Origin of the sequence: Bradyrhizobium sp. cf659, assembly GCF_900113725.1 — a bacterium.
GTDB lineage: Bacteria > Pseudomonadota > Alphaproteobacteria > Rhizobiales > Xanthobacteraceae > Bradyrhizobium.
In genome coordinates this window covers 178,513-200,795 of the sequence record NZ_FOQJ01000011.1, presented here as the reverse complement: position 1 = coordinate 200,795, position 22,283 = coordinate 178,513, and the positions used below count along the sequence as shown (strand labels likewise).

Here is a 22,283-nt window from a genome sequence, read left to right as displayed (position 1 = left end):
AACAGGATACCGGGAGTGAACCATGCTGGCTGATCGCATCGAGGCAAAATGGATCGACGCATTTTGCGAGATTTTCGAACGATGTGCCGTCAAGGCCGGTGATACCGCGGCGATCCTCTCGGAAACGCAATCTCGTGCGCTGAATGTGCATCTGGCGGAACTCGCGCTGCTGCGGATGGGCGCGCGGCCATTTCATGTGGTGATGCCGACGCCGCGCAATCGCAATATCGTCCCGGTTCGTTCGACAGGGGCGAGCGAGGCGATCCAGCGGCTCGGCCCGGTGATCAGCGCGCTTCAGCAGGCCGGCTTTGTGGTGGATTGCACCATCGAGGGCCTGATGCACGCGGTGGAGACGCCCGAGATCCTCAAGGCAGGCGCGCGGATTCTGGTGATCTCCAACGAGCACCCGGAGGCACTGGAGCGGATGGTGCCGGACCCCGCACTCGAGAAGCGCGTTCGCGCGGCGGCGAAGATGCTGCGCGGGACCAAGCGGATGCGGGTCACCTCAAAAGCCGGCACTGCGCTCGACGTGGACATGGTCGGTGCGTCAACGGTTGGCGTATGGGGCTGGACCGACAAGCCCGGCACGCTGGCGCATTGGCCGGGTGGCATCGTCGTCAGCTTTCCCAAGAGCGGAACGATCAACGGCACGCTGGTGATGGCGCCCGGCGACATCAACCTGACCTTCAAGCGCTACCTGACCTCGCCGGTGAAGATGACGTTGAAGGACGATTACGTCGTCGAGCTGGAAGGGGAGGGCACGGATGCGGCGATGATGCGCGCCTATCTCGCCGCCTGGGGCGATCGGGAGGCTTATGCGGTCTCGCATGTCGGTTTCGGCATGAATCCGGCCGCGCGCTATGAAGCGCTGTCGATGTACGACCAGCGCGACACCAACGGCACGGAGATACGTGCGGTCTCCGGCAATTTCCTATTCTCGACCGGCGCGAACGAATTCGCCGGCCGCTACACGGCGGGCCATTTCGACCTGCCGATGATGGGGACCACCATCGAGCTGGACGGCGTCGCGGTCGTGCGGGAAGGCGTGCTTCAGGACGTCTTCGGCTAGTCGCGATCGAGTACTGGCGGGCGAGCCAGCTCGAAATGCCGGAGCAGGTCGACCATGGCCTGAAGCCGCTTTGCCCGATAGGCGTCGACATCGAGCCCGGAATAATCGAGAAAGCCCGCGCCAGTTCGCAGGCCGACCCGGCCTTCGTGCATGTTGCGCGAGATGACGTCCGGCGCGCGATAGCGGTCGCTGCCGAGTGCGCCTTCGAGGTAACGGCTCGCGTAGTAGAGGATATCGCCACCGCCCCAGTCGATGAACTCGAGCAGTCCGAGCACGGCGTAGCGGAAGCCGAAGCCGTAGCGGATCGCCTTGTCGATCTCCTCCGCGCTGGCGACGCCTTCCTCGACCATGCGTGCGGCCTCGTTCATGGCCAGCGCCTGGATGCGAGGGACGATGAAGCCGGGCGTCGCCGCGCAGACCACCGGAACCTTGCCGATGCCTTCAAGCAGCGCCTTGACCTCGTCGATGATGGCGGGATCGGTGGCTTTTCCGGGCGAAACCTCGACCAGCGGAATCAGATAGGCCGGGTTGAGCCAGTGCACGTTGAGGAAGCGGCGAGGGTTCACGATCGCGCCTGAGAGATCGTCGACGAGGATGGTCGACGTGGTCGATGCAATGATCGTGTCCGGTTTCACCTGTCTTGAGGCCGTCCCCAGCACCTCCCGCTTGAGCTCGACGACTTCAGGGACACCCTCAAATACGATACCAGCATCGGCAAGCGCTGCGCCGCTCTGGCCCGCCGCCACCACCGAGACACGCGCGATGAGCGGATCGACATCTGCCTCGGCCAGCAGTCCCAGGTTGGAGAGGCTCGCAAATGTCTTCCTGACTTCGCCGAGCGCATCCGCTTCCAGCTTGGCGAAGTCCTCGGCGGAACGGGGCTTGATGTCGATCATCGTGACCCTGTGCCCGGCATAGACGAACGCGACGGCGATGCCGCGCCCCATGCGGCCGGCCCCGAGACAGGCGATGTTGGCGCGACTGGTCATCGATCAGAATCCATTGCGAAGCAGCGTCTGCAATTCGGCCTTGCTGAGGCTGCCAAGATCAAGCGTATCGAGCGTTCGGCCGCCTTGGGCAAAATCCTCACCGCAGATCGCGCCGCCGATGGCGAGAAAAGCCCTGGCCAGCGGTGTAGCCACGCCCGCAACGCCGGCGACGGACACCAGAAGCGACAGCCCAAGCCGCAAATCCTCGCGCATGTAGCGGTGCTCGGTCAGCACGATGCGCTCGCGCCAGTCGCCGGAGTCCGTCAGCCGGTCATGCGAGCCGCGCCCGTACATCCAGATTTCGCCCTCCTTCGCGTAGTGGTGAGCGAGCGGGAAATGCGGGGCACCGTAGCCGAGCGCCTCGCGTACCGCGATCCGCTCGGCGTCGAGCGCGTCGGTCACCCGGCGGATTGAGGCTTGCGTTCCTTCCTTGTGGATGTCCCATCGCTCGAAATGTTCGATCGGGCCGGCGTTCATCGCGATCAGCGGCGGATGGATGATGGGACCGGCATTCATCAGCGCGCCGGACAGTGCATCTCCGCAGGGTTCGATTGCGTCGGGGAAGGCGCGTCCGATCACTTCGAGTGCCTGTGGCGCCCGGTCGAGCGGAAAGACGCCGACCGGTAGCCGCTTCGCGCGGATCGTGATCGCGACCTCGAACGGCCCGTGCTTGCGGGTGAGCCAGGGCAGCGTTCCGGTTTCGGCAAAGCTCGCCTTGGCCTGGTTGCCGGCGTCCTGCGCGGCCTTCGCGAAGATCATCGAGCCGAATGTCGCGGGCGGCAGAAACACGACTTGGCCGTCCCGCAGGTGCGGAGCAAGCAGACGCGCGATATCCGGCTGCGCGAAGGCGGGGGCGGGGCACAAGATCAGTTCGACACCGTTCACGGCTTCGGCGATGTCGGTCGTCACCAGTGCCAGCTTCATGTCGTGGCGGCCGTTATGGTCCTTCACCAGGATGCGCGAGCCGTCGGCGCGATGCGCGGCGACCTGATCCGCGTCGCGTCGCCAGAGCCGGACCTCATGTCCCGACAGCGCAAAATCGCCTGCGGCCGCGAAAGAGCCGTTTCCCCCACCCAGAACTGCTATCTTCAAGATGCCTCTCCTCGTGCGCGCGACTGCGCATCAAGCTGCTTCAGCAGGAAATGCTGGACCTTGCCCAGCGCCGTACGCGGCAGGTCGGTGACGAAGACGATGTCGCGCGGAACCTTGAAGCGCGCAAGCTGCGCCTGGAGATGCGCCCTCAGTTCGTCCGCTTCGAGCCGACAGCCAGATCGCCGGATCACATAAGCGATCGGTACCTCGTCCCAGCGCGGGTCCGGCCTGCCGATCACGGCGCATTCGCTGACATCGGGGTGTTCCAGCAGGACGCGCTCGACTTCGGCCGGGTAGACATTCTCCCCGCCGGAAATGATCAAGTTCTTCTTGCGGTCGCGGATCCAGAAATAGCCGTCAGCGTCGCACAGGCCGATGTCGCCGGTGCGATACCAGCCATCCTGCAGCGCATCGTGCGTGGCGTCCGCATTACCCCAATATTCGAAGAACACGTTGGGGCCGCGCACCGCGATCTCCCCTGGTGTGCCCGCTGGCACCTGCCGGCCGGCCTGATCAATCACCTGCGCTTCGCAGCACAGGCCCGCAAGTCCGGTTGATCCCGCGCGCGAGAGATCGCCGCCAAGCCGCGTATAGACCGCGATGGGGCAGGTTTCCGTCGAACCATAGACCTGAAGCACCGGTACACCGCGCGCGACAAAGCGATCGATCAGGTGCGGCGGTACGATGGTCGAACCGGTGGCCAGGGCCTTGAGCGATGAGAGATCGGTCGTGGTCCAGGCGGGATGTTCGCTTACGGCCTGAATGATCGCCGGCACCATCACCGTCAGCGTAGGTCGATCGTGTGCGATCGTTGCGAGCGCCGTATCCGGCGTGAAGCGGGCGTGGATCGTGACGGTCGCGCCAAGCTGGAGCGCCGGCGTGGTCTGGATATTGAGACCGCCGACGTGGAAGAAGGGCAGCACCGTCAGCACGTGATCGTCGGACGTCATGTTGTGCATGTGCTGGCTCATGACGCCGTTCCAGAACAGCGCTTCCTGGCGCAGCACCGCGCCTTTCGGTCGGCCGGTGGTGCCTGACGTGTAGACGATGAGCAGCGGGCAGGAGAGGTCGGTGTGCGGATTTCGGCTGGTGCCATCGCTATGCGCCAGCAGGCTTTCGAAAGTCGTGCCGCGCGGCGGCGCAAAGTCGAGGCCAACAACGGATGTCCCCGGCGCTATCCGCACAAGCTCGGACAGAACTCCCTCAAACGCCTGTTCGAGCACCAGCACCTTGGCGCCCGCGTCGGTGAGAATGAAGAGCTGTTCGGCGACGGCCAGCCGCCAGTTCAAGGGCACCAGCATCGCCCCAAGCCGCGCGCAGGCATAAAGCAGAACCAGATAGTCCGGCCGGTTCAGGCTGAGGATCGCAACGCGGTCGCCCCGACCGACGCCGAGCTCCTGCTTCAGGGCCGTGGCGGTCTGCTCGATACGCGCGGCAAATGCCGCGTAGCTCAGCCGCTCCCCCTCGAAGGCAATGGCTGTCTTGTCTGGCGCGAACGCCGCATTGCGGTCGATCAGACTACAGAGGTCCACCGTCAGTCGTCCGTTTCGCCGGCCTCATACAGCGCCTCGCGCCCGATACGGTCGAGGCAAAGCTCGGCGGTCCAGGGCAGCATCAGCGAGCCGCAGCGGCTGTCGCGATAGATCCGCTCCAACGGGAGCGAGCGAAGCATCGCCTGGCCGCCGCAGGTGCGGATCGCGAGTGCGGCGAGCTCATTGGCCCCCTCCATCACGGAATATTGTGCGGCATAGGCGCGCAGCACCTGCTCCTTGCTCGGATTGGCGCGCGCCTCTGTGACGGACTGGAACCAGATCGACTTGATCTGCTCGAGCTTGATCTGCATCTGCGCGACCGCGATCTGCTTGGTCGGGTACATCCGCCGCTTGACCGGCGGCATGCCCGGCACCTCGCCGCGCAAATAACGCACGGTGAAATCATAGGCCGCTTGCGCGAGGCCCATATAGGTCGGCGACAGCGTCAGGAACATGTGCGGCCAGCGCATCGCGGCCTGGAAATAGACGCCACGCGGCATCAGCGCGGAATCCTCCGGGACGAACACGTCCTTGAACAGCAGCGTCCGCGAAACCGTCCCGCGCATGCCGAGCGGATCCCAATCGCCGACGACGGAGACGCCCTGCGACGTCGCGGGAATCGCGAGATAGAGCGTGTTACGGCGTGAGGCCTTCCCGCCTTCCTCGATTTCGGTGCAGAGCACGCCGTAATAGTCGGCGTGACCGGACAGCGATGCAAAGATCTTCTTGCCGGTGACGATCCAGCCGCCGTTCACGGGCTTTGCCTGCGTGCCGAAGGCGACGCCGCCCGCGGCCGCCGCACCGCCTTCGGAGAAGGGCTGCGAGTAGATCGCGCCCTCTTCGACGATGCGCTTGTAGTGGACCGCGCGCCGCCGCTCGTGCTCGGCGCGGGTCTCCGCGTCCATGTCGAGGTCGTCCGCGAGGGGGCCCGACCACAGGGTGGAGCAGACATGCATGTTCCAGGTCAGCGCGGTCGCGCCGCAATAGCGGCCGATCTCGGCCGCGGCCAACGCATAAGTCTGGTAGTTCGCGCCGAGTCCGCCATGCTTCTTGGGGACGGCGATGCCGAGCAGGCCGACGCGATACAGGTCGCGATAATTCTCGGTCGGAAAGATCGCCTCGCGATCGTAGGTCGCCGCACGCCCGGCGAACACGCTTTGGCCGATCTCGCGGGCGCGCGCGATGATGCCGGCCTGTTCGTCGCTCAGGCGGAACGCGACGGGATCGAAGATCGGTGCATCCAGCTCGACCTTGTCACTCGCGCCGATCGTCTTGCTGACTTGCATGGTCATTGCGCAGTCACCTGTGTTTTGCAACGACGGAGTCCAGGAACTTGCCGAGAGCCTCACCAAAGGCGTCGGGACGTTCAAGGTTCGCGAGATGGCCGACGCCGGCCAGCTCGACATATTGAGCCGAGGGGATGTAGGTCGCCGTCTTCGCCATCATCGGCGCTGGCGCGTTGTTGTCCTTGGAGCCGGACAGCAGCAGCGCCGGTACGGAAATATCCTTGAGGGTGCTGCGCTGGTCGAACCCGATCAAGGCCAGCATCATGGCGCGATAGCTCGCTTCGGGCACGCTTCCCATGCAGTCACACGCAAGTTCCATTCCCTCTGGATCGGGATCGTCGCCGACCAGCTCTTTCACCAGCGACGGCGCCAGCGACTTCATCGTTTCACCGCGGTCGAGTGGCCCGAGCCGTGCTGCGATGAACGATTTCTGCCAGTCGCCGTCGGCCTTGCCGAATGCCGGGCTGGTCTGCGCCAGCACGACCGCGCGCGCCAGTTTCGGCGATTGCACCAGCCATTTCTGGACAATCATGCCACCGATTGAATGTCCGACCAGAATGGGTCTTGCTGCGCCGAGCTGCTCGATGAATTGCTGGAGCGCATCGGCCAGGGCAGCGATGCTGACGCTGGCAAGCGGCGCCGATCCGCCATAGCCCGGCATGTCCCATGCGATCGCGCGGAAGCGGTTGCCGAATGTGGCAAGCTGGTGCCGCCAGGCGCGCGCCGCGCCGCCAATACCATGCAGGAAAATCAGGGGTATCGCGCCCGGATCGCCGGCGGCTTCATAGGCGAAGCGTCCGTCCTTTGTTATCATTGGCGCAGGCTGCGACACGCGACATCCCTTTGCTCGGCCCGGCGATGCTAACAGGCTCATCGGCGATGGGAAGAGATAATTTTATACTTAAAGCAATTTTCGGGCCGGTCTTTCGCATATCGGCTTTCGCGATGTCGACCGGCGCTGTCGTTGCAAAAACTTGAAGGTTAAAATATATCGGAGAGACGATCAGCAGAACCCAAGGAGCCAGCGCATGTCCGGATTGCCGCACTCGCCGCACGCACTGGTCACCGGTGGTGGCCGTGGAATCGGCCGCGCGATTGCAGCATCCCTCGTCGGCGCCGGCGCTACCGTGACGGTGCTTGGCCGAAATGCTGCAACTCTGGACGAAGCGGTCGGCGCGGGAGCGGCGCATTTTGCAGCAGTGGCCGACGTGTCAAACGAAGCGTCATTGAAAGCCTCCATCGCGGAAGTGAGTGCGAGGCAGCCAATCGACATTCTGATCGCCAACGCCGGCAGTGCGGAGTCCGCGCCGTTCTCCAAATCGGACAGTGCCCTGTTTGCGCGCATGATGGACGTCAATTTCATGGGCGTGGTCCACGCCGTCCGCGCCGTACTGCCGGAGATGAAGGATCGCCCCTATGGCCGCATCGTCGCGGTCGCATCAACGGCCGGGCTCAAGGGCTATGCCTATGTCAGCGCATATGTCGCCGCCAAGCACGCCGTGGTCGGCCTTGTGCGTTCGCTCGCCCTCGAGATGGCCGGCAGCAACGTGACCGTGAATGCGGTGTGTCCCGGCTTCACGGACACTGATCTGGTCGCCGGCAGCATCGAAAACATCATGAAGAAAACGGGGCGAACCCGCGAGCAGGCGATCGCCGAGCTCGCCAAGCACAACCCGCAGGGGCGGCTGATCTCGCCTCAGGAGGTGGCCGACGCCGTGCTTTGGTTGTGCGGCGAGGGTGCCGGCGCGATCACGGGGCAGGCGATTGCCGTGGCCGGTGGTGAGATCTAGCGTGCGTGACGCAGGCCCGGAACAAGGAAGCTAAGGAGATCGCATGAGCAGACCAGCCAATCCCGTGACCCTGCCGCTCGCGGATTATTCGCCGCAGCACTTCCTGCTGGCCGTGGTCGACGGCGTCGCCACGGTGACGCTCAATCGTCCCGAGCGGAAGAACCCGCTGACCTTCGAGAGCTACCGGGAGCTCACTGATTTCTTCCGCGCCTGCGCGTTCGACGATGCGGTCAAGACAATCGTTGTCACCGGCGCCGGCGGCAACTTTTCATCCGGCGGCGATGTGTTCGAGATCATCGGCCCGCTGGTGAAGATGGATACCAAGGGACTTACTGCCTTTACCCGCATGACTGGAGACCTCGTCAAGGCGATGCGGGCGTGCCCCCAGCCGATCGTGGCCGCGGTCGAGGGCATCTGCGCTGGCGCCGGTGCGATTGTCGCCATGGCGTCGGATATGCGCCTTGCCGCGAGCGGGGCCAAGGTGGCGTTCCTGTTCAACAAGGTGGGCCTGGCCGGCTGCGACATGGGCGCCTGTGCGATCCTGCCGCGGATCATCGGCCAGTCCCGCGCCTCCGAGCTGCTCTATACTGGCCGGTTCATGACCGCGGAGGAGGGCGAGCGCTGGGGCTTCTTCAGCCGTCTCGTCACCCCAGAGCAGGTCCTGCCCCAGGCGCAGTTGCTGGCAAAGCAGATCGCCGAAGGGCCGACCTTCGCCAACACCATGACCAAGCGGATGCTGGCGATGGAATGGGCGATGTCGGTGGAGGAGGCGATCGAGGCGGAGGCCGTTGCTCAGGCCCTGTGCATGACCACAGCGGATTTCGAGCGTGCCTTCCAGGCCTTCGCCAACAAGGTCAAGCCGGTCTTCAGGGGCGACTGAGGCAGTTGCGTTTACCCGTGGCGAGGCCAGCAATGAGGACTTGCGCGAAATTGCGAGCCGAGAATTAAGGCTAAGCCCAAGACCCCGGCCGAGCTCAAGGCGAAGGCGACAAAGCCGCTTGCGGCGGGGTGATCGCCCATGCGACGTTAACCCCATTGCCTGGCGTATTTCGAGTGGAGTAAGGGCGATGAAGGCGATTATCGTTGGCGGCGGAATCGGAGGTCTCACCACGGCATTGATGCTGCGCTCGCGCGGCATCGCTTGCGAGGTTTTCGAGCAGGCCGACACCATTCGCGAGCTTGGTGTCGGCATCAACACGCTGCCGCACGCCATGCGTGAGCTGGCCGGCCTTGGTCTGTTGCAAAAGCTTGACGACGTCGCGATCCGCACCGATCAGCTCTACTACCTCAACCGCCATGGTCAGGAGGTCTGGCGCGAAGCCCGCGGCATCGACGCGGGTCACGACGTGCCGCAATTCTCGATCCACCGTGGCCGACTTCAGGGCGTCATTCATCGCGCCGTCGAGGAGCGGCTCGGGGCGGCCGCAATCCACACCGGCTGCCGTCTTGGTGCGTTCACGCAGGACGAAGGCGGCGTTACGGCTTACTTCTTCGATCGTGCCGGGGCACACATCCACACGGCGCGCGGCGATATCCTGATCGGTGCAGATGGCATTCATTCGCGCGTGCGCGACATGCTGTTCCCGAACGAAGGACCGCCGTGCTGGAACGGTTTGATGCTGTGGCGCGGCGCGCGCGACTGGCCGCTGTTCCTCACCGGCAAATCCATGATCGTGGCCGGTGGGCTCAACGCCAAGGTCGTGATCTACCCGATCGCGGAAGGCTCAAGCCCCGCGAGCCGTCTCACAAACTGGGCGGTGCTGGTGAAGGTCGGCGAGGGCAACGCCCCGCCGCCGCGGAAAGAGGACTGGTCGCGTCCGGGCCGGCGCGAGGAGCTGATGCCGCATGTGGCGCGCTTCTCGGTGCCCTATATCGATGTGAAAAGCCTGATCTCGGCAACGCCCGAGTTCTACGAATATCCGACCTGCGACCGCGATCCCTTGCCCTATTGGTCATCGGGACGCGTCACGCTGCTCGGCGATGCCGCGCATCCCATGTATCCGGTCGGCTCGAACGGCGCCTCGCAGGCGATCCTCGACGCGCGCTGCCTTGCCGATGCGCTTGTTCGCGCCGAGCATCCGCGTCAGGCGCTGGTCGAATATGAGAAGAAGCGCCTGCCGATGACCGCCGATATCGTTCGCTCCAACCGGCGCGGCGGCCCCGAAGGGGTCATCGACGCCGTCGAGCAGCTTGCCCCCGACGGATTCGACAATGTCGACAACGTCCTGAGCTATTCCCAGCGCGAGGCGATCGTGCGCGGCTATGCCACCAAGGCCGGCTTCGCTGCGGTGCCCGGGCTCGCAGCGGTGCGCGCCTGACGCGCAAAAGGGCGATGAACCATCATCGCCCTTTGGTTTTTTGATTGAGCATGACCCTTCCGGAAAAACGCCTCGCGCTTTTCCGGGGGCATGCCGCTAGCCGCCGGGAGGCGGCGGCAGGAAGTGGATGTTGAACTCGGCGGCCATCGCCACCACGTCCTCCGGCTTCTGCTCCTTCATGTTGTGAAGGCCCCAGAACAGGTCGAACAGCTTGCGGCTCGGTGAGACCCAGAACAGCACTTTTGCGGTCTGCTCCGACTTGTTGAAGATGCCGTGCGGCACGCCCATGCCGAGGCGGATCAGGTCGCCCGCGGTCGCCTGTGCTTCCGAATTGCCGAGCATGAAATCGAGCTTGCCCTCCAGCATGTAGAGATACTCATCCTGGTCGGGATGAATGTGCGGCGGCACGAACGTGCCCGGCGGCAGCGTTGCGTGCCAGGAGAAGCTGTTCTCGGCGTAGCTCTTCGGCACATAGGTCTGGCCGAGGATGTTCCAGGAAATGCCCTGGATGCCCTCATTGGCCCGCGTGATGCCGGTGATTTCGCTCTTCATTGCAGTCCTCCCGTAGCGCGATGCGGCTTAGTTTGCCGCCTTGCAGTCCTTGGCATAGCGGTCGCCGTAATTCTCAAAGACCTTCTGGACGATCTCGGTCTGGAACTTGCCGTCCGGACGCTTGGCGACCTTGGTGAGGTAGAAATCCTGGATCGGGTAGCCGTTGGTGTTGAATTTAAAGGCGCCGCGCAGCGAGGTGAAGTCGGCCTTCTTCAGTGCGGCGGCGACGGCATCCTTGTTCGAGAGGTCGCCCTTCACCGCCTTGATGGCGCTGTCGATCAGCATCGCGGCGTCATAGGCCTGGAAGGCGTAGGTGCCGGGCACGCCGTTGTAGGCGGCCTCATAGGAAGCGACGAACTTCTTGTTCTGGGGATTGTCGAGATTGGGCGCCCAGTTCGCACCGCCGAACATGCCGACGGCCGCGTCCTGCTGCGCCGGCAAGGTCGATTCATCCACCGTGAAAGCCGAGAGCACTGGAATGCTGTCGGCGAGGCCGGCCTGCCTGTACTGCTTCACGAGATTGACCCCGAGACCGCCCGGCATGAACGTGAACAGCGCATCGGGCTTCTGCGAGGAAATCTTGGAAAGCTCCGGCTGGAAGTCCAGCGTGTTCAGCGGCATGTAGGATTCCTCGACGATCTCGCCCTTGTAGTCGAGCTTGAAGCCGGCGGCCGAGTCCTTGCCGGCCTGATAGTTCGGCACCATCAGGTACATGCGCTTGTAGCCGCGATCCTGCGCGACCTTGCCGAGGATCTCGTGGACCTGGTCATTCTGATACGAGGTCACATAGAAGAACGGGTTGCAGTCCTTGCCGGCAAAAGTCGACGGGCCGGCATTGGGGCTGATCAGGAACACCTTCGATTCCGTCACGGGCCGGTGGATCGCCTGGAGAATGTTGGAGAAGATCGGCCCGACCACGAAGTCGACCTTGTCGCGTTCCAGAAGGCCCTTGACCTTGGTCACCGCTGCGTCCGGCTTGAGTTCGTCGTCGACCACCACGACCTCGACATCGCGGCCGCCCATCTTGCTGCCGAGATCCTTTACCCCGAGCGCAAAGCCGTCGCGAACCTGCTGGCCGAGCGCGGCGGCGGGTCCCGACAGGGTCACGATCACGCCGAGCTTGATCTTCTCCTGGGCGAGGGCGGGGCTCGTCGCGGTGCCGAGCAGCAGGGCTGCGGCCAAGGTCAATTGCGTCTTCATGATCTTCCCTCGTGACATCGGGGCCTGCGCTGCAAGCCGCGTACTCCAATCCAAGCTTATGCCGATGATGGCTGCGGCGGCAAGCAAAGCTCAAGACGCCGCCATCCCGCGCGGCAGCGAGCATGCAAGCGGCGCGCCAATTATTTGAAGCCTAAAGAAAACGACGTGCGGTCGATTGCTGCAGCTTTGGACTTGCGGCCGGCTTCAATTTATTTGAAGCTCAAAACGTTGGGGAATCCGTGCCGGCGCCAATGCCTGCCGTCAATGACTGCATCAGATGCTTGATTCCGAGACCAAGGCCGTCGAGACGCCGGAGGACCACGCCGAAGAGCTTCGGCTGTGGTTGCGTTTGCTCACCTGCACGACCCTGATCGAGGGCGAGGTCCGCGGCCGCCTGCGGCAGCGGTTCGACGTCACGCTGCCCCGTTTCGATCTGATGGCACAGCTCGACAAGGCGCCTGACGGCATGACGCTGTCCGATGTCTCCAAGCGCATGATGGTCTCCAACGGCAACGTCACCGGCCTCGTCGAGCGTCTGGTGGAATCCGGCCATCTCGACCGGCGCACGTCGGAGACCGACCGCCGTGTCCAGGTGATCCGCCTGACGAAGCTCGGGCGCGCCGAGTTTCGCCGGATGGCGGCGGAGCACGAGACCTGGATCGCCGATCTCTTCGCCGACCTGACGCCGAAGGATGTGCGCGAGCTGATGCGGCTCCTCGCCAAGACCAAGGCGTCGGCGCAGAGGTCGGCCGGTCGCCGCCGGGCGTAGGTCCCGCGGGCCGATGCGCCCGCCAATCCCACTTTGCCGCAGGAAAATGCATGGGATGCCCAAAATCCGCTATTGCGCCAAATTGTTTTAAGCCTAAAATGTTTCCCAGTTAGTGCTGCCGGGTGCTTTCCATGCGCAAAGGAGCGTGCGATGGCCAACGCCGCCAAGGTTCAAATGTCGGGTTCGTCTGACGGCAATGTTGCGACGGCCCATGTCGATACGTTCGCATGGCAACATCTGCCGCCGCGCGAACTCTGGCCCGAATTCATCTTCACGCGGCCGGAGCTGCACTACCCACCGCGATTGAACTGCGTCAGCTATTTCCTCGATCGCTGGATCGAAGAGGGCCATGGCGACGCGCCTTGCGTCATCAGCCCTGCCGTCAGCTATACCTATCGCGAGCTGCAAGCGCTGGTGAACCGTATCGCCAACGTGCTGGTCGGCAAGCTTGGTCTCGTGACCGGCGGGCGCGTGCTGCTGCGCTCTGCCAACAATCCGATGATGGTCGCAACCTATCTTGCGGTGATCAAGGCCGGGGGGATTTGCGTCGCGACGATGCCGCTGCTGCGCGCCAAGGAGCTGTCCTATCCGATCCAGAAGGCGGAGATCACGCTGGCGCTCTGCGACGGAAAGCTCGCCGACGAGATGGAGAAGGCGAAAGCCGCAGCGCCCGGTCTCAAGCAAGCCGTCTATTGGGGCAACGGTGCGGCCGACTCACTCGAGGCGCTGATCGCCGACGCAAGCCCGGAGTTCAAGGCTGTCGATACCGCCTCCGATGACATCTGCCTGATCGCCTTCACGTCGGGCACGACCGGCGATCCCAAGGGCACCATGCATTTCCACCGCGACATGCTGGCCGTCTGCGACGGATACGCGCGCAACATCCTGCGTGCCGAGCAGAAGGATCGTTTCGTCGGCTCCGCACCGCTCGCCTTCACGTTCGGCTTCGGCGGCGTGCTGTTCCCGATGCATATCGGCGCCTCCTTCGTCGTGCTGGAGAAGACGACGCCGGACGACATCCTGACGGCGATCGAGCAGTACAAGACCACGGTCTGTTTCACCGCGCCGACCGCGTATCGCGCCATGATCGGCAAGCTTCCGGGCCGAGACATTTCCTCGCTTCGCAAGTGCGTCTCCGCCGGCGAGACGTTGCCCAGGCCGACATTCGATGCCTGGCTCAAGGCGACCGGCATCAAGCTGATGGACGGCATCGGTTCGACCGAGATGCTGCACATCTTCATCAGCGCCACCGAGGACGAGATCCGCCCGGGCGCGACCGGCAAGCCGGTGCCGGGCTATGAGGCGAAGATCGTCGACGACGCCGGCAACGACGTCCCACCGGGCACGATGGGTCGTCTCGCAGTTCGAGGCCCGACTGGCTGCCGCTATCTCGCGGACGAGCGGCAGCGCAAATACGTCCACGACGGCTGGAACATCACCGGCGACACCTATCTGATGGATAGCGACGGCTATTTCTGGTACCAGTCGCGCTCCGACGACATGATCGTGTCGGCCGGCTACAACATCGCAGGCACCGATGTCGAGGCGGCGCTGCTGACGCATCCCTCCGTCGTCGAGTGCGGCGTGGTTGGTGCACCGGACGAGGCGCGCGGAATGATCGTGAAGGCTTATATCATTGCCGCGCCCGGCGTCACGGCGGATGCCCAACTTGCGGCCGAGTTGCAGGAATATGTCAAACGCGAGATCGCGCCGTACAAATACCCGCGCGCGATCGAGTTCGTGACGCAGTTGCCGAAGACCGAGACCGGCAAGTTGAAGCGTTTTGCCCTGCGGCAACTGGCTCAGGCTGCGGCGACGTCGTCGGGCGTTGCGGCAGAATGAGAGAAGGACGGAGAATTTGTCCGTGACAACGCCGAAAGGCCCGCAGCTCGCGGTGCTCTCGACCGCCGATGAGAATGACACGCGTTCGGTGGCGCAGATCCTCCAGCCGTCCGGCTGGCCGGTGCCGAAAGGCTACGCCAACGGCATCGCGGCTGAAGGGCGGATCGTCGTCACCGGCGGCGTGATCGGCTGGGATGCCGAAGAGCGCCTCGCGGACGGCTTTGTCGCGCAGGTCCAGCAGACCCTGAGCAACATTGCCGCGATCCTGGCCGAAGCCGGCGCACGCCCTGAGCACCTCGTGCGCCTGACCTGGTACGTCGTCGACATGGACGAGTACCTCGCGAACCTGAAGGAGCTCGGCAAGGTCTACCGTGCCATCTTCGGTGCGCACTATCCGGCCATGGCGCTGCTTCAGGTGGTGCGGCTCGTCGAGAAGGCGGCGCGCGTCGAGATCGAGGCCACCGCCGTCATTCCCCGCTGAACCGCCTTTGCTCCTTCGGCTTGCCTTGTTAGCTCGCCTTGGCGAGATCGTCGTCCTCGGGCGAGTTCAGATAGACGCCGGACATGGTGTCGACCCAGCACAAATGGTCGTGCACCTTCTTCACGCCCTCGACGTTCTCTGCCGCGACGACCGCGGCCTGCCGCGCGCGTTCTTCGGTGATGACGCCGCTGAGGTGGACGATGCCGTTGCGGACGATGACGTTGAGCCCGAACGGGCACCAGTCGTTCTTCTCCATGGTATCGATGATGCGGCTGCGAATGTGATCGTCATCGGCCGTCGGATCCGGCACCTCGCGGGCGAGCCCTGCGACGGCCTGCAACAGGTTCGCGCGGGACACGATCCCGACCACCATGTCGCCGCGCACCACCGGCAGGCGCTTCACGTTGTTCCGTTCCATGAGGTCGACGATCTCCGCGAGCGCCGTATCCTCGGTGATGGTCACGGGCGAGGCGGTCATCACCTCCGAGACCTTGCGGCCATGCTCGTGGACGAAGTCGCTGGCCGATTTGCCCGGACCGAGGATGAAGCGCAGCCAGCGCCCCCGCTTGCGCCCGGTGCCGATCTCGCTGCGACGGATGAAGTCGCCTTCCGAGACGACGCCGACCAGCTTGCCGGTGTCGTCGACCACGGTGAGGCCGCTGACATGCCGCTTCAGCATGATGTTCGCCGCCTCGACGATGCTGGTGTCGGGGGTGACCGAGATGACCGACCGGGTCATGATCTGATGGGCGCGCATGGAGGACTCCGCTAGCTTTCGAATTTCGATGCGCAAAGCCTACTTCGGCTGTCGGGGCGTGGTTTGACTCAGGTCAAGCGATCCGGGCCGTTTCTCTCTGGTTGAGCAATTGTGATCCGTGCCGGGACTTGATGCAGCTCAACACGCATCCGAAGTGTCGCCATATCCTGCCGCCCTAGAACAGAAGCCCGCAGGACCATTTAGCCATGAGCGTCGTCAAGATATTTCCACGGGCCGACGAGCCGCCGGCGCAGGCTCTCTGCGCCAATCCGGCTGCCGAAGCCTCTCCGACGATCCCCGAAAAGGTCTCAGGGGAGCCGGTCGCTGCCAATTCCCTGCCTGCATCGGAGCCATACCCCCTTGACCGCGCGTTTCATGCGATGCTGGCGCGGTTCACGGGCGGGATTTCGCCCGTGGCCTTGTCGCTCGCCTGGCTCGATTGGAGTGTGCATCTTGCCGCGGCGCCGGAGCGCCAGATGCAGATGTCCCGCAACGTTCTCCGCGATACCGGCCGGTTCCTGCAAGCCGTCGCGCACGCGACGTCGCAAAAGCCGTGGTCCGTGATTGAGCCGCAGGGCCGCGATCGTCGCTTCAAGGACCCGCAATGGGAAGCCGCGCCGTTCAATCTGCTTGCGCAGGCGTTCCTGCTCACGGAGCGCTGGTGGCACGATGCCACGACCGGCGTGCGTGGCGTGTCGCATGCAAATGAAGCTGTCGTCGAGTTCTCGGTACGCCAGATGCTCGATATGCTGGCGCCGTCGAACTTCGCGGCCACCAATCCGCAGGTTCTGGAGAAAGCGTTCCAGAGCGGCGGCGAGAATTTTGTGTTCGGCTGGCAGAACTGGTGCAGCGATCTGATGCGCCTGCTCTCCGTCTCGAAGCCGGCAGGTGACGAGCAGTTCGTCGTCGGCAAGACGGTGGCGGCTTCGCCCGGCAAGGTCGTCTACCGCAACGATCTGATCGAGCTGATCCAGTACCATCCGACGACCGCGCAGGTGCGACCCGAGCCGATCCTGATCGTGCCGGCCTGGATCATGAAGTACTACATCCTCGACCTGTCGCCGCAGAATTCCCTGGTCAGGTATCTGACCGGTCAGGGCTTCACCGTGTTCGCGATCTCCTGGCGCAATCCGGATGCGAAGGACAGGGATGTTGCCTTCGACGACTATCGCAAGCTGGGAGTCATGGCCGCGCTGGACATGATCGGCCGGATCATGCCCGATCGAAAAATCCATGCGCTCGGTTACTGTCTGGGCGGCACGTTGCTGTCGATCGCCGCCGCCGCCATGGCGCGCGATGGCGATCGCCGTCTCGGCACCATCACGCTCCTTGCCGCCCAGACCGACTTCACCGAGGCCGGCGAATTGACGCTCTTCATCAACGAGAGCCAGGTCGCCTTCCTCGAAGACATGATGTGGCAGCGCGGCTATCTCGACACGACACAGATGGCCGGTGCGTTCCAGCTGCTGCGCTCCAACGAGCTGATCTGGTCGCGGCTGTCGCGCGACTATCTGATGGGCGAGAGTTCGCGGCCGAGCGACCTGATGGCCTGGAACGCCGATGCCACGCGGCTGCCTTATCGCATGCACTCGGAGTATTTGCGCAAGCTGTTCCTCGACAACGATCTGGCCGAAGGCCGTTATCGCGTCGAAGGCAGGAGCGTCTCGCTCTCCGACATTCACGCGCCGATGTTCGTGGTGGGCACGCTCGCCGACCACGTGGCGCCGTGGCGATCCGTCTACAAGATCCACTATCAGGCTGATGCCGACGTAACCTTCCTGTTGACCAGCGGCGGTCATAATGCCGGCGTCGTCGCGCCTCCCGACGAGCCCTGGCACAACTATCAGGTCATGACCAAGGCCGCGGATGCGCCTTACGTCGGCCCGGACGAGTGGCTGAAGCTGGCGCCGCATGTCGAGGGATCGTGGTGGCCGGAATGGGCCCAATGGCTGGCGGCGCGCTCAGGCGCGCCCTGCGATCCACCGTCGATCGGTGTCGGGGACGTTGACGGCCTGCCCGATGCGCCGGGAGACTACGTCCACACCTAATCCTTAGGCTCCGCGTTGGGCGCAAGGTCTGACGAGCGGAAGGGCTTGGCCTTGTCCAGTTTCCGGTAGGCCGTAGAGGCGGTTCGCAGCAGCCTCTTTTCCCGTTTACGGTCGAGGAAGCGAATGCCGGCCTCGGGGCCGGCGCCGTTCAGCGACGCTGCCAGCGCTTGCCCCCGCGCATCGTCGTTCAATTGTCCGAGCGACCTTTGCGCCTTGCGCAATTGCTTGAGGATGGACTTCTGCTTCGTCAGGGTATCGTTATCGAACAGGTCCGTGAGCGAATCGATCGAATAGGTCAGCCGCTTGTTGAGAAGCCGCAACCTGTGTCGTTTCTCGATATCGAGCTTGCGCAGCTTCCGGGCCTTCCGGAGCAGCGTCTCTTCCCACTCGGTCAGCCGCGCCGTCGCGTGGTCGGCGAGCGAGCAGCGGCGCAACCTGATGGCTTCCTTGCTGCGCCGGGTCGACCAGGGCCCGCTCTCGATCCAGGCCGATGTCTGCTCGACCAGGCGCCTGTAGCGCGCGGATTGCAGCGCGCGCGCGAGCAGGCGGTGGCTCTCGGCGCGTTTCTCGTCCCAGTGCTGGAGCTCGGCGATCACGGCGAGCTCGTTGCCACTCTCGGCGACGACCCGCTCGATCGCCACGTCGAGGTCCCGCACCAGGCCGAGCTGGCTGTTCAGCCATTTCAGCTCGGCCCAGACGTTCGGCCGCAGCGCGTCGTCCACCATCGGCGAGAAGAAGCGGATGGCGGTGCGCAGATGCGTCAGCGCGATGCGGATCTGGTGCAGTGCGTCGGGATCGCCGCGGCAAGTGCCGTCGTGCTGGGCGAGGACGGCATCGAGGTGGCGGCGGGCGATGATCCGGAAGGCGGTATCGCAGGCCATGCCGGGACTGAGGCGGCCGGGCAGGGCATTGCGCCGCGTCGCCGGCTTGGCGCGCGCGGCCGCGGTCGAACTCGTGGTGGGTCGCGACATCCTTGCCCGCGTCAATCAGATTGCCCTATTTGCCCTGCGATCGCGTCCCGGCAAAGCTGGAGCGTCTGCTCTTGTGTCCCGGATGCATCGATGGTCGCCCAACCGACATGGCCGATATTATAGTGCTCTTGCTGCGCAGCAACCTCTTGCGTGGCATCTGAGGCATCGCCATGGCGGCTGCCGATGCGCGCCTGACGGGTCGCGAGGTCGGCGGTGAGGAATAGTCCGCTCAGCGGCACGTTGCATTGGCGGGCCATGGCGGCCAGTTGGTCCCGTTCGGACTCGCTGGCAAAGACCGCGTCGACGATTGCGGAATGGCCTTGTGCCAACACCTGTCGGGCGCGCAGCACCAGCACCTCGTAGACGCGTGCGGTGACCTCGGGCCGGTACGTGGACGACGGCAGCCGGTGGGTGTGTTCCACACGAAACAGCTGCTTGCGAATGATGTCGCTGCGCAGCACGACGGCGCCCGGTTGCGGCACGATGTGGGGCGCCAGCGTGCGGGCGAGGGCGGACTTGCCGGTGCCCGATAGTCCGCCAACCCCAATCAGGCATGGGGCGGGCGGGTGAATCAGAGCCCAAGCGAGATCGAAGTAGCGGCGTGCCTCCTGAAGAATTCCTGTCCGGTCGGCATCGGGCCGCGTCAGCCGCGCCAGCGCCACCTGGGCGCGGATTGCCGCGCGAATGGACATGAACAGCGGCAGGGCTGAGAGCGCATCGAGATTTTCGGGTGGCGTCGCGGCGAGATACCGGTTCAGGACGATATTGGCTGCGAATGGTTGATCGTGGTGCAAGAGGTCCATCAGCGTGAACGCGAGGTCGTAGAGCACGTCGACAGTTGCCATCTGCGCATCGAACTCGATGGCGTCGAACAGCACTGGCTGGTCGTCGATCGACACGATATTCGCAAGATGCAGGTCGCCGTGGCAGCGGCGCACGAATCCCTGACGGCCGCGTTCTTCGAGCAGCGGCCGCAGGCGCAGCAACATCGCGTGCGAGGCTTGGCCGAGCTGCTCGATCTCTTCGGCTTCGAGATGGTTGCCCTTCCGCAGGCCGTTGCTGTTTCCATCGACGAGGCCGGGGATGGAGGCAACCCATGCCTTGCCGTCGGCGCGAGGTGCTATCGCATGCGATGCCACAATGGCGTCAGCGGCAGCCGAGGCCAGGTCCGCATCCAGCGGGCCCGCCTTCGCCAGATGATCCAGCGTCCGGCTTTCGTCGAAGCGGGACATGTCGACCGCATACTCGACCGGCCGGCCGCGGCCGTCGACCTTCAGCGATCCGTCCGGCTCCTCGGTAATCGCCACGACGCGGTGATAGATCTGCGGCGCCAGCGGCCGGTTGATCCTGATCTCCTCCTCGCAGGCCGCTTTGCGTTTCTCGAGCGTCGAATAGTCGAGGAACGGAAACCGGACGGCCCGCTTGATCTTCAGCGCGCGGCCGCCGTCGAGAAAAACCGACGCGGCGTGCGTATCGATCCGTGTCACGCCGGGATGCGCGCATAGCGCTGTGAAGATCCGTTCCTGGGCAGCCGTTTCGTCTGTCATCGAAGCTGGTATTCCGGAATGCGGTCAGGGCCTGAGCACGGCGGCGCCGAGAATCTGGCCATTCCGCAGCATGTCCAGGACTTCGTTGGCCTGATCGAGCGGGAATGCGGTCGTCTCGGTGCGCACGCCCGCCTGCGGAGCGATCCTGAGAAAATCGAGACCGTCCTGTCGGGTGAGATTGGCAACGGAGATCAGCTGCCGTTCCTGCCAGAGCAGGTCGTACGGAAAGCTCGGAATGTCGCTCATATGGATGCCGGCGCAGACCACGCGGCCACCCTTGCGAACGGCGCGCAACGCGGCCGGCACGAGCTCGCCGGCGGGAGCGTAGATGATGGCGGCGTCGAGCGGTGTGTCAGGCGTTTCGTCCGAGGCGCCCGCCCAGACGGCGCCGAGCCGGCGGGCGAGATCCTGTGCGGCCACGTCGCCGCGCCGGGTAAACGCGTGGACCGAGCGCCCCTGCCAGACCGCGACCTGCGCGATGATGTGTCCGGCGGCGCCGAAGCCGTAGATGCCGAGCCTCTCTGCCTGGCCGGCCAGGACCAGCGAACGCCAGCCGATCAGGCCCGCGCACAGCAGAGGGGCGATGGCCCAATCGTCGCCCGCTTCGCCGAGCGGAAAGGCGTAGCGCGCGTCGGCGACGGCGTGCGTTGCATAGCCGCCGTCGCGCGTATAGCCGGTGAAAAGCGGGCGGTCGCAGAGGTTCTCCATACCCTCCCGGCAAAACCGGCAGCTTCCGCAGGTGAACCCGAGCCAGGGAATGCCGACCCGGTCACCCCGCGCATGCGTTGCGACATTGGGGCCGATGAGATCGATGCGGCCGACGATTTCGTGGCCGGGTACGATGGGATAGCGGATGTCGGGCAGTTCGGCGTCGACGACGTGAAGATCGGTCCGGCAGACACCGCAAGCGCTGACTCTCACCCGGATCTGACCTTCGCCGGGGATTGGATCGGGGCGCTCCTCCATCCGCAGCCGCGCTCGCGGGGCAGCCAACACCATCGCACGCATCAGTCTCTCCGGGGCGAACCGCTCCGATCGAACTATCCATAGAATGGCAGCGCGGGGCCAGTCCTTGACTTCCGTCAATGCCCGCCTGGACGGTTCCTCAAGGCTTGACGAGGATCAATCGTCTTGACGAAAGCCGGCCTATTCTGGTGGCCAAGGAGAATCCCGATGCCCCTGAAGGACGTTTTTCTGCCGCTTGTCGGCCAGCCGCGCGGACCGGCTCTTGCTGCGATCGAGAAATGCGTTGCCGTAGCCGCCGACCTCGGCGCCAGGATCACCGCGCTTGCGCTCGAAGAAGATGTTTTCGTGCGACCGAAAGTGCTGCTTCCCGATGATCCCGATGCCGCCGAGGCCAAGGGGGCCCCCGGGGCGGGCGATATGCAGCATCTTCTGAATGCCTTCACCGATGCGACGGCCCGCGCCAGCATTCGGGCCCAAAGCCGGTCGGGCAAGGTGCCAGCGGACCAGATTGCGTCGATCCTGGCTGAACAGGCGCGTTTCAGCGATCTCACCCTGATCCCTGTGAAGCCGCATGACAGCCGAACGGAGCACATTATCGAGACGCTCCTGTTCGAATCCGGGCGACCGCTGTTGCTGTGCCCGGAACAGCACGTGGACGTGCTGCGACCGGAATTCGAGAACGTCATGATCGCCTGGGATCACTCCGCGCGCGCGGCGCGGGCGGTCGGCGACGCGCTGCCGATCCTTCAGGCTGCTGCCTCGGTCCGTGTGGTGACCGTGGCCGACGACGAGACCGACGCGATTGTGCAATCCGGAACCGCCCTCGTCGATCATTTGAGGGAACACGGTGTCCGTGGCTCGTTCGAAACCACGAAGGGCGGCGGCAGCTCGATCGGCAAGGTGCTCGGAAGTTGGGCAAATTCCCATGCCATCGATGCGATCGTGATGGGCGCCTATCATCATTCGCGTCTGAACGAGATCGTCTGGGGTGGTGTGACGAAGACCGTCATTGGCCAGCCACCGTGCTGGGTTATGATCTCGCACTAGGCTCGCGGCCAGCTTTCCGGCCAGATC

General features: G+C 64.5%; 20 protein-coding genes. 9 read left to right on the top strand and 11 right to left on the bottom strand.

The genetic code is table 11. The annotated features are described in order from the left end of the window. Positions 1 to 22: 22 nt before the first annotated feature. The gene (locus BM118_RS32665) at positions 23 to 1,069 is read left to right on the top strand and encodes a 2,5-dihydroxypyridine 5,6-dioxygenase NicX family protein (RefSeq protein WP_092191016.1); all 1,047 of its coding nucleotides are present in this window, start codon (positions 23 to 25) and stop codon (positions 1,067 to 1,069) included. Here the strand turns inward: BM118_RS32665 and BM118_RS32660 are convergent. The 5 genes from BM118_RS32660 to BM118_RS32640 are packed head-to-tail and all read right to left on the bottom strand — an operon-like array spanning position 1,066 to position 6,800. Further along, positions 1,066 to 2,058 carry a 3-hydroxybutyryl-CoA dehydrogenase gene (locus BM118_RS32660; protein WP_092191014.1) on the bottom strand — a complete coding sequence of 331 codons (993 nt, stop codon included), beginning with the start codon at positions 2,056 to 2,058 and terminating at the stop codon, positions 1,066 to 1,068. The two genes, BM118_RS32665 and BM118_RS32660, sit on opposite strands and share 4 nt — an antisense overlap. Before the next feature lie 3 nt (positions 2,059 to 2,061). Then, entirely contained in the window at positions 2,062 to 3,150 is a 1,089-nt protein-coding gene (locus BM118_RS32655) for an NAD/NADP-dependent octopine/nopaline dehydrogenase family protein (RefSeq protein ID WP_092191012.1), read from the bottom strand. After that, complete coding sequence (locus tag BM118_RS32650; protein WP_092191010.1) at positions 3,147 to 4,682, bottom strand: class I adenylate-forming enzyme family protein; 1,536 nt, start codon at positions 4,680 to 4,682, stop codon at positions 3,147 to 3,149. The genes BM118_RS32655 and BM118_RS32650 overlap by 4 nt, the downstream gene beginning before the upstream one ends. Before the next feature lie 2 nt (positions 4,683 to 4,684). After that, a complete protein-coding gene (locus tag BM118_RS32645; RefSeq protein WP_092191008.1) occupies positions 4,685 to 5,974 on the bottom strand; it encodes an acyl-CoA dehydrogenase family protein in 1,290 nt (429 codons plus the stop codon). 7 nt (positions 5,975 to 5,981) lie between these two features. Beyond that, positions 5,982 to 6,800, bottom strand: a complete 819-nt coding sequence (locus BM118_RS32640) for an alpha/beta fold hydrolase (protein WP_092191006.1) — start codon at positions 6,798 to 6,800, stop codon at positions 5,982 to 5,984. A 196-nt stretch (positions 6,801 to 6,996) separates the two neighbouring features. Here BM118_RS32640 and BM118_RS32635 point away from each other — a divergent pair, with 196 nt between their 5' ends. The 3 genes from BM118_RS32635 to BM118_RS32625 all read left to right on the top strand — a co-directional run bounded on the left by BM118_RS32635 (position 6,997) and on the right by BM118_RS32625 (position 10,076). Next, entirely contained in the window at positions 6,997 to 7,758 is a 762-nt protein-coding gene (locus tag BM118_RS32635; RefSeq protein ID WP_092191004.1) for an SDR family NAD(P)-dependent oxidoreductase, read from the top strand. A gap of 43 nt (positions 7,759 to 7,801) precedes the next feature. Next, positions 7,802 to 8,638: an enoyl-CoA hydratase family protein gene (locus BM118_RS32630; protein ID WP_092191002.1), complete on the top strand. Its 837-nt coding sequence runs from the start codon at positions 7,802 to 7,804 to the stop codon at positions 8,636 to 8,638. A 187-nt stretch (positions 8,639 to 8,825) separates the two neighbouring features. Further along, entirely contained in the window at positions 8,826 to 10,076 is a 1,251-nt protein-coding gene (locus tag BM118_RS32625) for a flavin-dependent oxidoreductase (RefSeq protein WP_092191000.1), read from the top strand. Positions 10,077 to 10,172: 96 nt separating this feature from the next. Here BM118_RS32625 and BM118_RS32620 read toward each other — a convergent pair whose 3' ends face one another. Both BM118_RS32620 and BM118_RS32615 read right to left on the bottom strand, forming a co-directional pair. Continuing rightward, entirely contained in the window at positions 10,173 to 10,628 is a 456-nt protein-coding gene (locus tag BM118_RS32620; RefSeq protein ID WP_080136282.1) for a cupin domain-containing protein, read from the bottom strand. 27 nt (positions 10,629 to 10,655) lie between these two features. After that, on the bottom strand, positions 10,656 to 11,828 hold the full coding sequence (locus BM118_RS32615; RefSeq protein ID WP_092190998.1) for an ABC transporter substrate-binding protein: 1,173 nt from the start codon (positions 11,826 to 11,828) through the stop codon (positions 10,656 to 10,658). Between the two features lie 277 nt (positions 11,829 to 12,105). On the opposite strand from BM118_RS32615, the gene BM118_RS32610 reads away from it, so the two are divergent. The 3 genes from BM118_RS32610 (at position 12,106) to BM118_RS32600 (ending at position 14,920) form a co-directional block, all read left to right on the top strand. Further along, complete coding sequence (locus BM118_RS32610; protein ID WP_092190996.1) at positions 12,106 to 12,597, top strand: MarR family winged helix-turn-helix transcriptional regulator; 492 nt, start codon at positions 12,106 to 12,108, stop codon at positions 12,595 to 12,597. A gap of 150 nt (positions 12,598 to 12,747) precedes the next feature. Beyond that, a complete protein-coding gene (locus BM118_RS32605; RefSeq protein ID WP_092190994.1) occupies positions 12,748 to 14,439 on the top strand; it encodes a benzoate-CoA ligase family protein in 1,692 nt (563 codons plus the stop codon). A 22-nt stretch (positions 14,440 to 14,461) separates the two neighbouring features. Further along, positions 14,462 to 14,920, top strand: coding sequence for a RidA family protein (locus BM118_RS32600; RefSeq protein ID WP_092191160.1), 459 nt, complete (start codon positions 14,462 to 14,464; stop codon positions 14,918 to 14,920). Between the two features lie 28 nt (positions 14,921 to 14,948). Here the strand turns inward: BM118_RS32600 and BM118_RS32595 are convergent, their stop codons facing one another. After that, positions 14,949 to 15,677 carry a CBS domain-containing protein gene (locus BM118_RS32595; RefSeq protein WP_092190992.1) on the bottom strand — a complete coding sequence of 243 codons (729 nt, stop codon included), beginning with the start codon at positions 15,675 to 15,677 and terminating at the stop codon, positions 14,949 to 14,951. A 206-nt stretch (positions 15,678 to 15,883) separates the two neighbouring features. Between BM118_RS32595 and BM118_RS32590 the strand changes: the two genes are divergently transcribed. Further along, entirely contained in the window at positions 15,884 to 17,725 is a 1,842-nt protein-coding gene (locus tag BM118_RS32590) for a PHA/PHB synthase family protein (protein ID WP_092190990.1), read from the top strand. Here BM118_RS32590 and BM118_RS32585 read toward each other — a convergent pair. The 3 genes from BM118_RS32585 to BM118_RS32575 are packed head-to-tail and all read right to left on the bottom strand — an operon-like array spanning position 17,722 to position 21,251. After that, positions 17,722 to 18,696, bottom strand: coding sequence for a CHAD domain-containing protein (locus BM118_RS32585; protein WP_092190988.1), 975 nt, complete (start codon positions 18,694 to 18,696; stop codon positions 17,722 to 17,724). The genes BM118_RS32590 and BM118_RS32585 overlap by 4 nt on opposite strands. A gap of 11 nt (positions 18,697 to 18,707) precedes the next feature. Beyond that, a complete protein-coding gene (locus BM118_RS32580; protein WP_092190986.1) occupies positions 18,708 to 20,243 on the bottom strand; it encodes a bifunctional aminoglycoside phosphotransferase/ATP-binding protein in 1,536 nt (511 codons plus the stop codon). Positions 20,244 to 20,267: 24 nt separating this feature from the next. Continuing rightward, a complete protein-coding gene (locus BM118_RS32575) occupies positions 20,268 to 21,251 on the bottom strand; it encodes a zinc-dependent alcohol dehydrogenase family protein (RefSeq protein WP_092190984.1) in 984 nt (327 codons plus the stop codon). A 165-nt stretch (positions 21,252 to 21,416) separates the two neighbouring features. Here BM118_RS32575 and BM118_RS32570 point away from each other — a divergent pair, with 165 nt between their 5' ends. After that, positions 21,417 to 22,256 carry a universal stress protein gene (locus BM118_RS32570; protein WP_092190982.1) on the top strand — a complete coding sequence of 280 codons (840 nt, stop codon included), beginning with the start codon at positions 21,417 to 21,419 and terminating at the stop codon, positions 22,254 to 22,256. Positions 22,257 to 22,283 lie beyond the last annotated feature (27 nt).

Bases quoted from the DNA above. Each gene is read 5' to 3' on its own strand.
- BM118_RS32580 (WP_092190986.1), bottom strand. From the start codon at position 20,243: ATGACAGACGAAACGGCTGCCCAGGAACGGATCTTCACAGCGCTATGC.
- BM118_RS32570 (WP_092190982.1), top strand. From the start codon at position 21,417: ATGCCCCTGAAGGACGTTTTTCTGCCGCTTGTCGGCCAGCCGCGCGGA.
- BM118_RS32660 (WP_092191014.1), bottom strand. From the start codon at position 2,058: ATGACCAGTCGCGCCAACATCGCCTGTCTCGGGGCCGGCCGCATGGGG.
- BM118_RS32590 (WP_092190990.1), top strand. From the start codon at position 15,884: ATGAGCGTCGTCAAGATATTTCCACGGGCCGACGAGCCGCCGGCGCAG.
- BM118_RS32595 (WP_092190992.1), bottom strand. From the start codon at position 15,677: ATGCGCGCCCATCAGATCATGACCCGGTCGGTCATCTCGGTCACCCCC.
- BM118_RS32625 (WP_092191000.1), top strand. From the start codon at position 8,826: ATGAAGGCGATTATCGTTGGCGGCGGAATCGGAGGTCTCACCACGGCA.
- BM118_RS32645 (WP_092191008.1), bottom strand. From the start codon at position 5,974: ATGACCATGCAAGTCAGCAAGACGATCGGCGCGAGTGACAAGGTCGAG.
- BM118_RS32665 (WP_092191016.1), top strand. From the start codon at position 23: ATGCTGGCTGATCGCATCGAGGCAAAATGGATCGACGCATTTTGCGAG.
- BM118_RS32610 (WP_092190996.1), top strand. From the start codon at position 12,106: ATGCTTGATTCCGAGACCAAGGCCGTCGAGACGCCGGAGGACCACGCC.
- BM118_RS32615 (WP_092190998.1), bottom strand. From the start codon at position 11,828: ATGAAGACGCAATTGACCTTGGCCGCAGCCCTGCTGCTCGGCACCGCG.
- BM118_RS32605 (WP_092190994.1), top strand. From the start codon at position 12,748: ATGGCCAACGCCGCCAAGGTTCAAATGTCGGGTTCGTCTGACGGCAAT.
- BM118_RS32575 (WP_092190984.1), bottom strand. From the start codon at position 21,251: ATGCGTGCGATGGTGTTGGCTGCCCCGCGAGCGCGGCTGCGGATGGAG.
- BM118_RS32620 (WP_080136282.1), bottom strand. From the start codon at position 10,628: ATGAAGAGCGAAATCACCGGCATCACGCGGGCCAATGAGGGCATCCAG.
- BM118_RS32585 (WP_092190988.1), bottom strand. From the start codon at position 18,696: ATGTCGCGACCCACCACGAGTTCGACCGCGGCCGCGCGCGCCAAGCCG.
- BM118_RS32630 (WP_092191002.1), top strand. From the start codon at position 7,802: ATGAGCAGACCAGCCAATCCCGTGACCCTGCCGCTCGCGGATTATTCG.
- BM118_RS32635 (WP_092191004.1), top strand. From the start codon at position 6,997: ATGTCCGGATTGCCGCACTCGCCGCACGCACTGGTCACCGGTGGTGGC.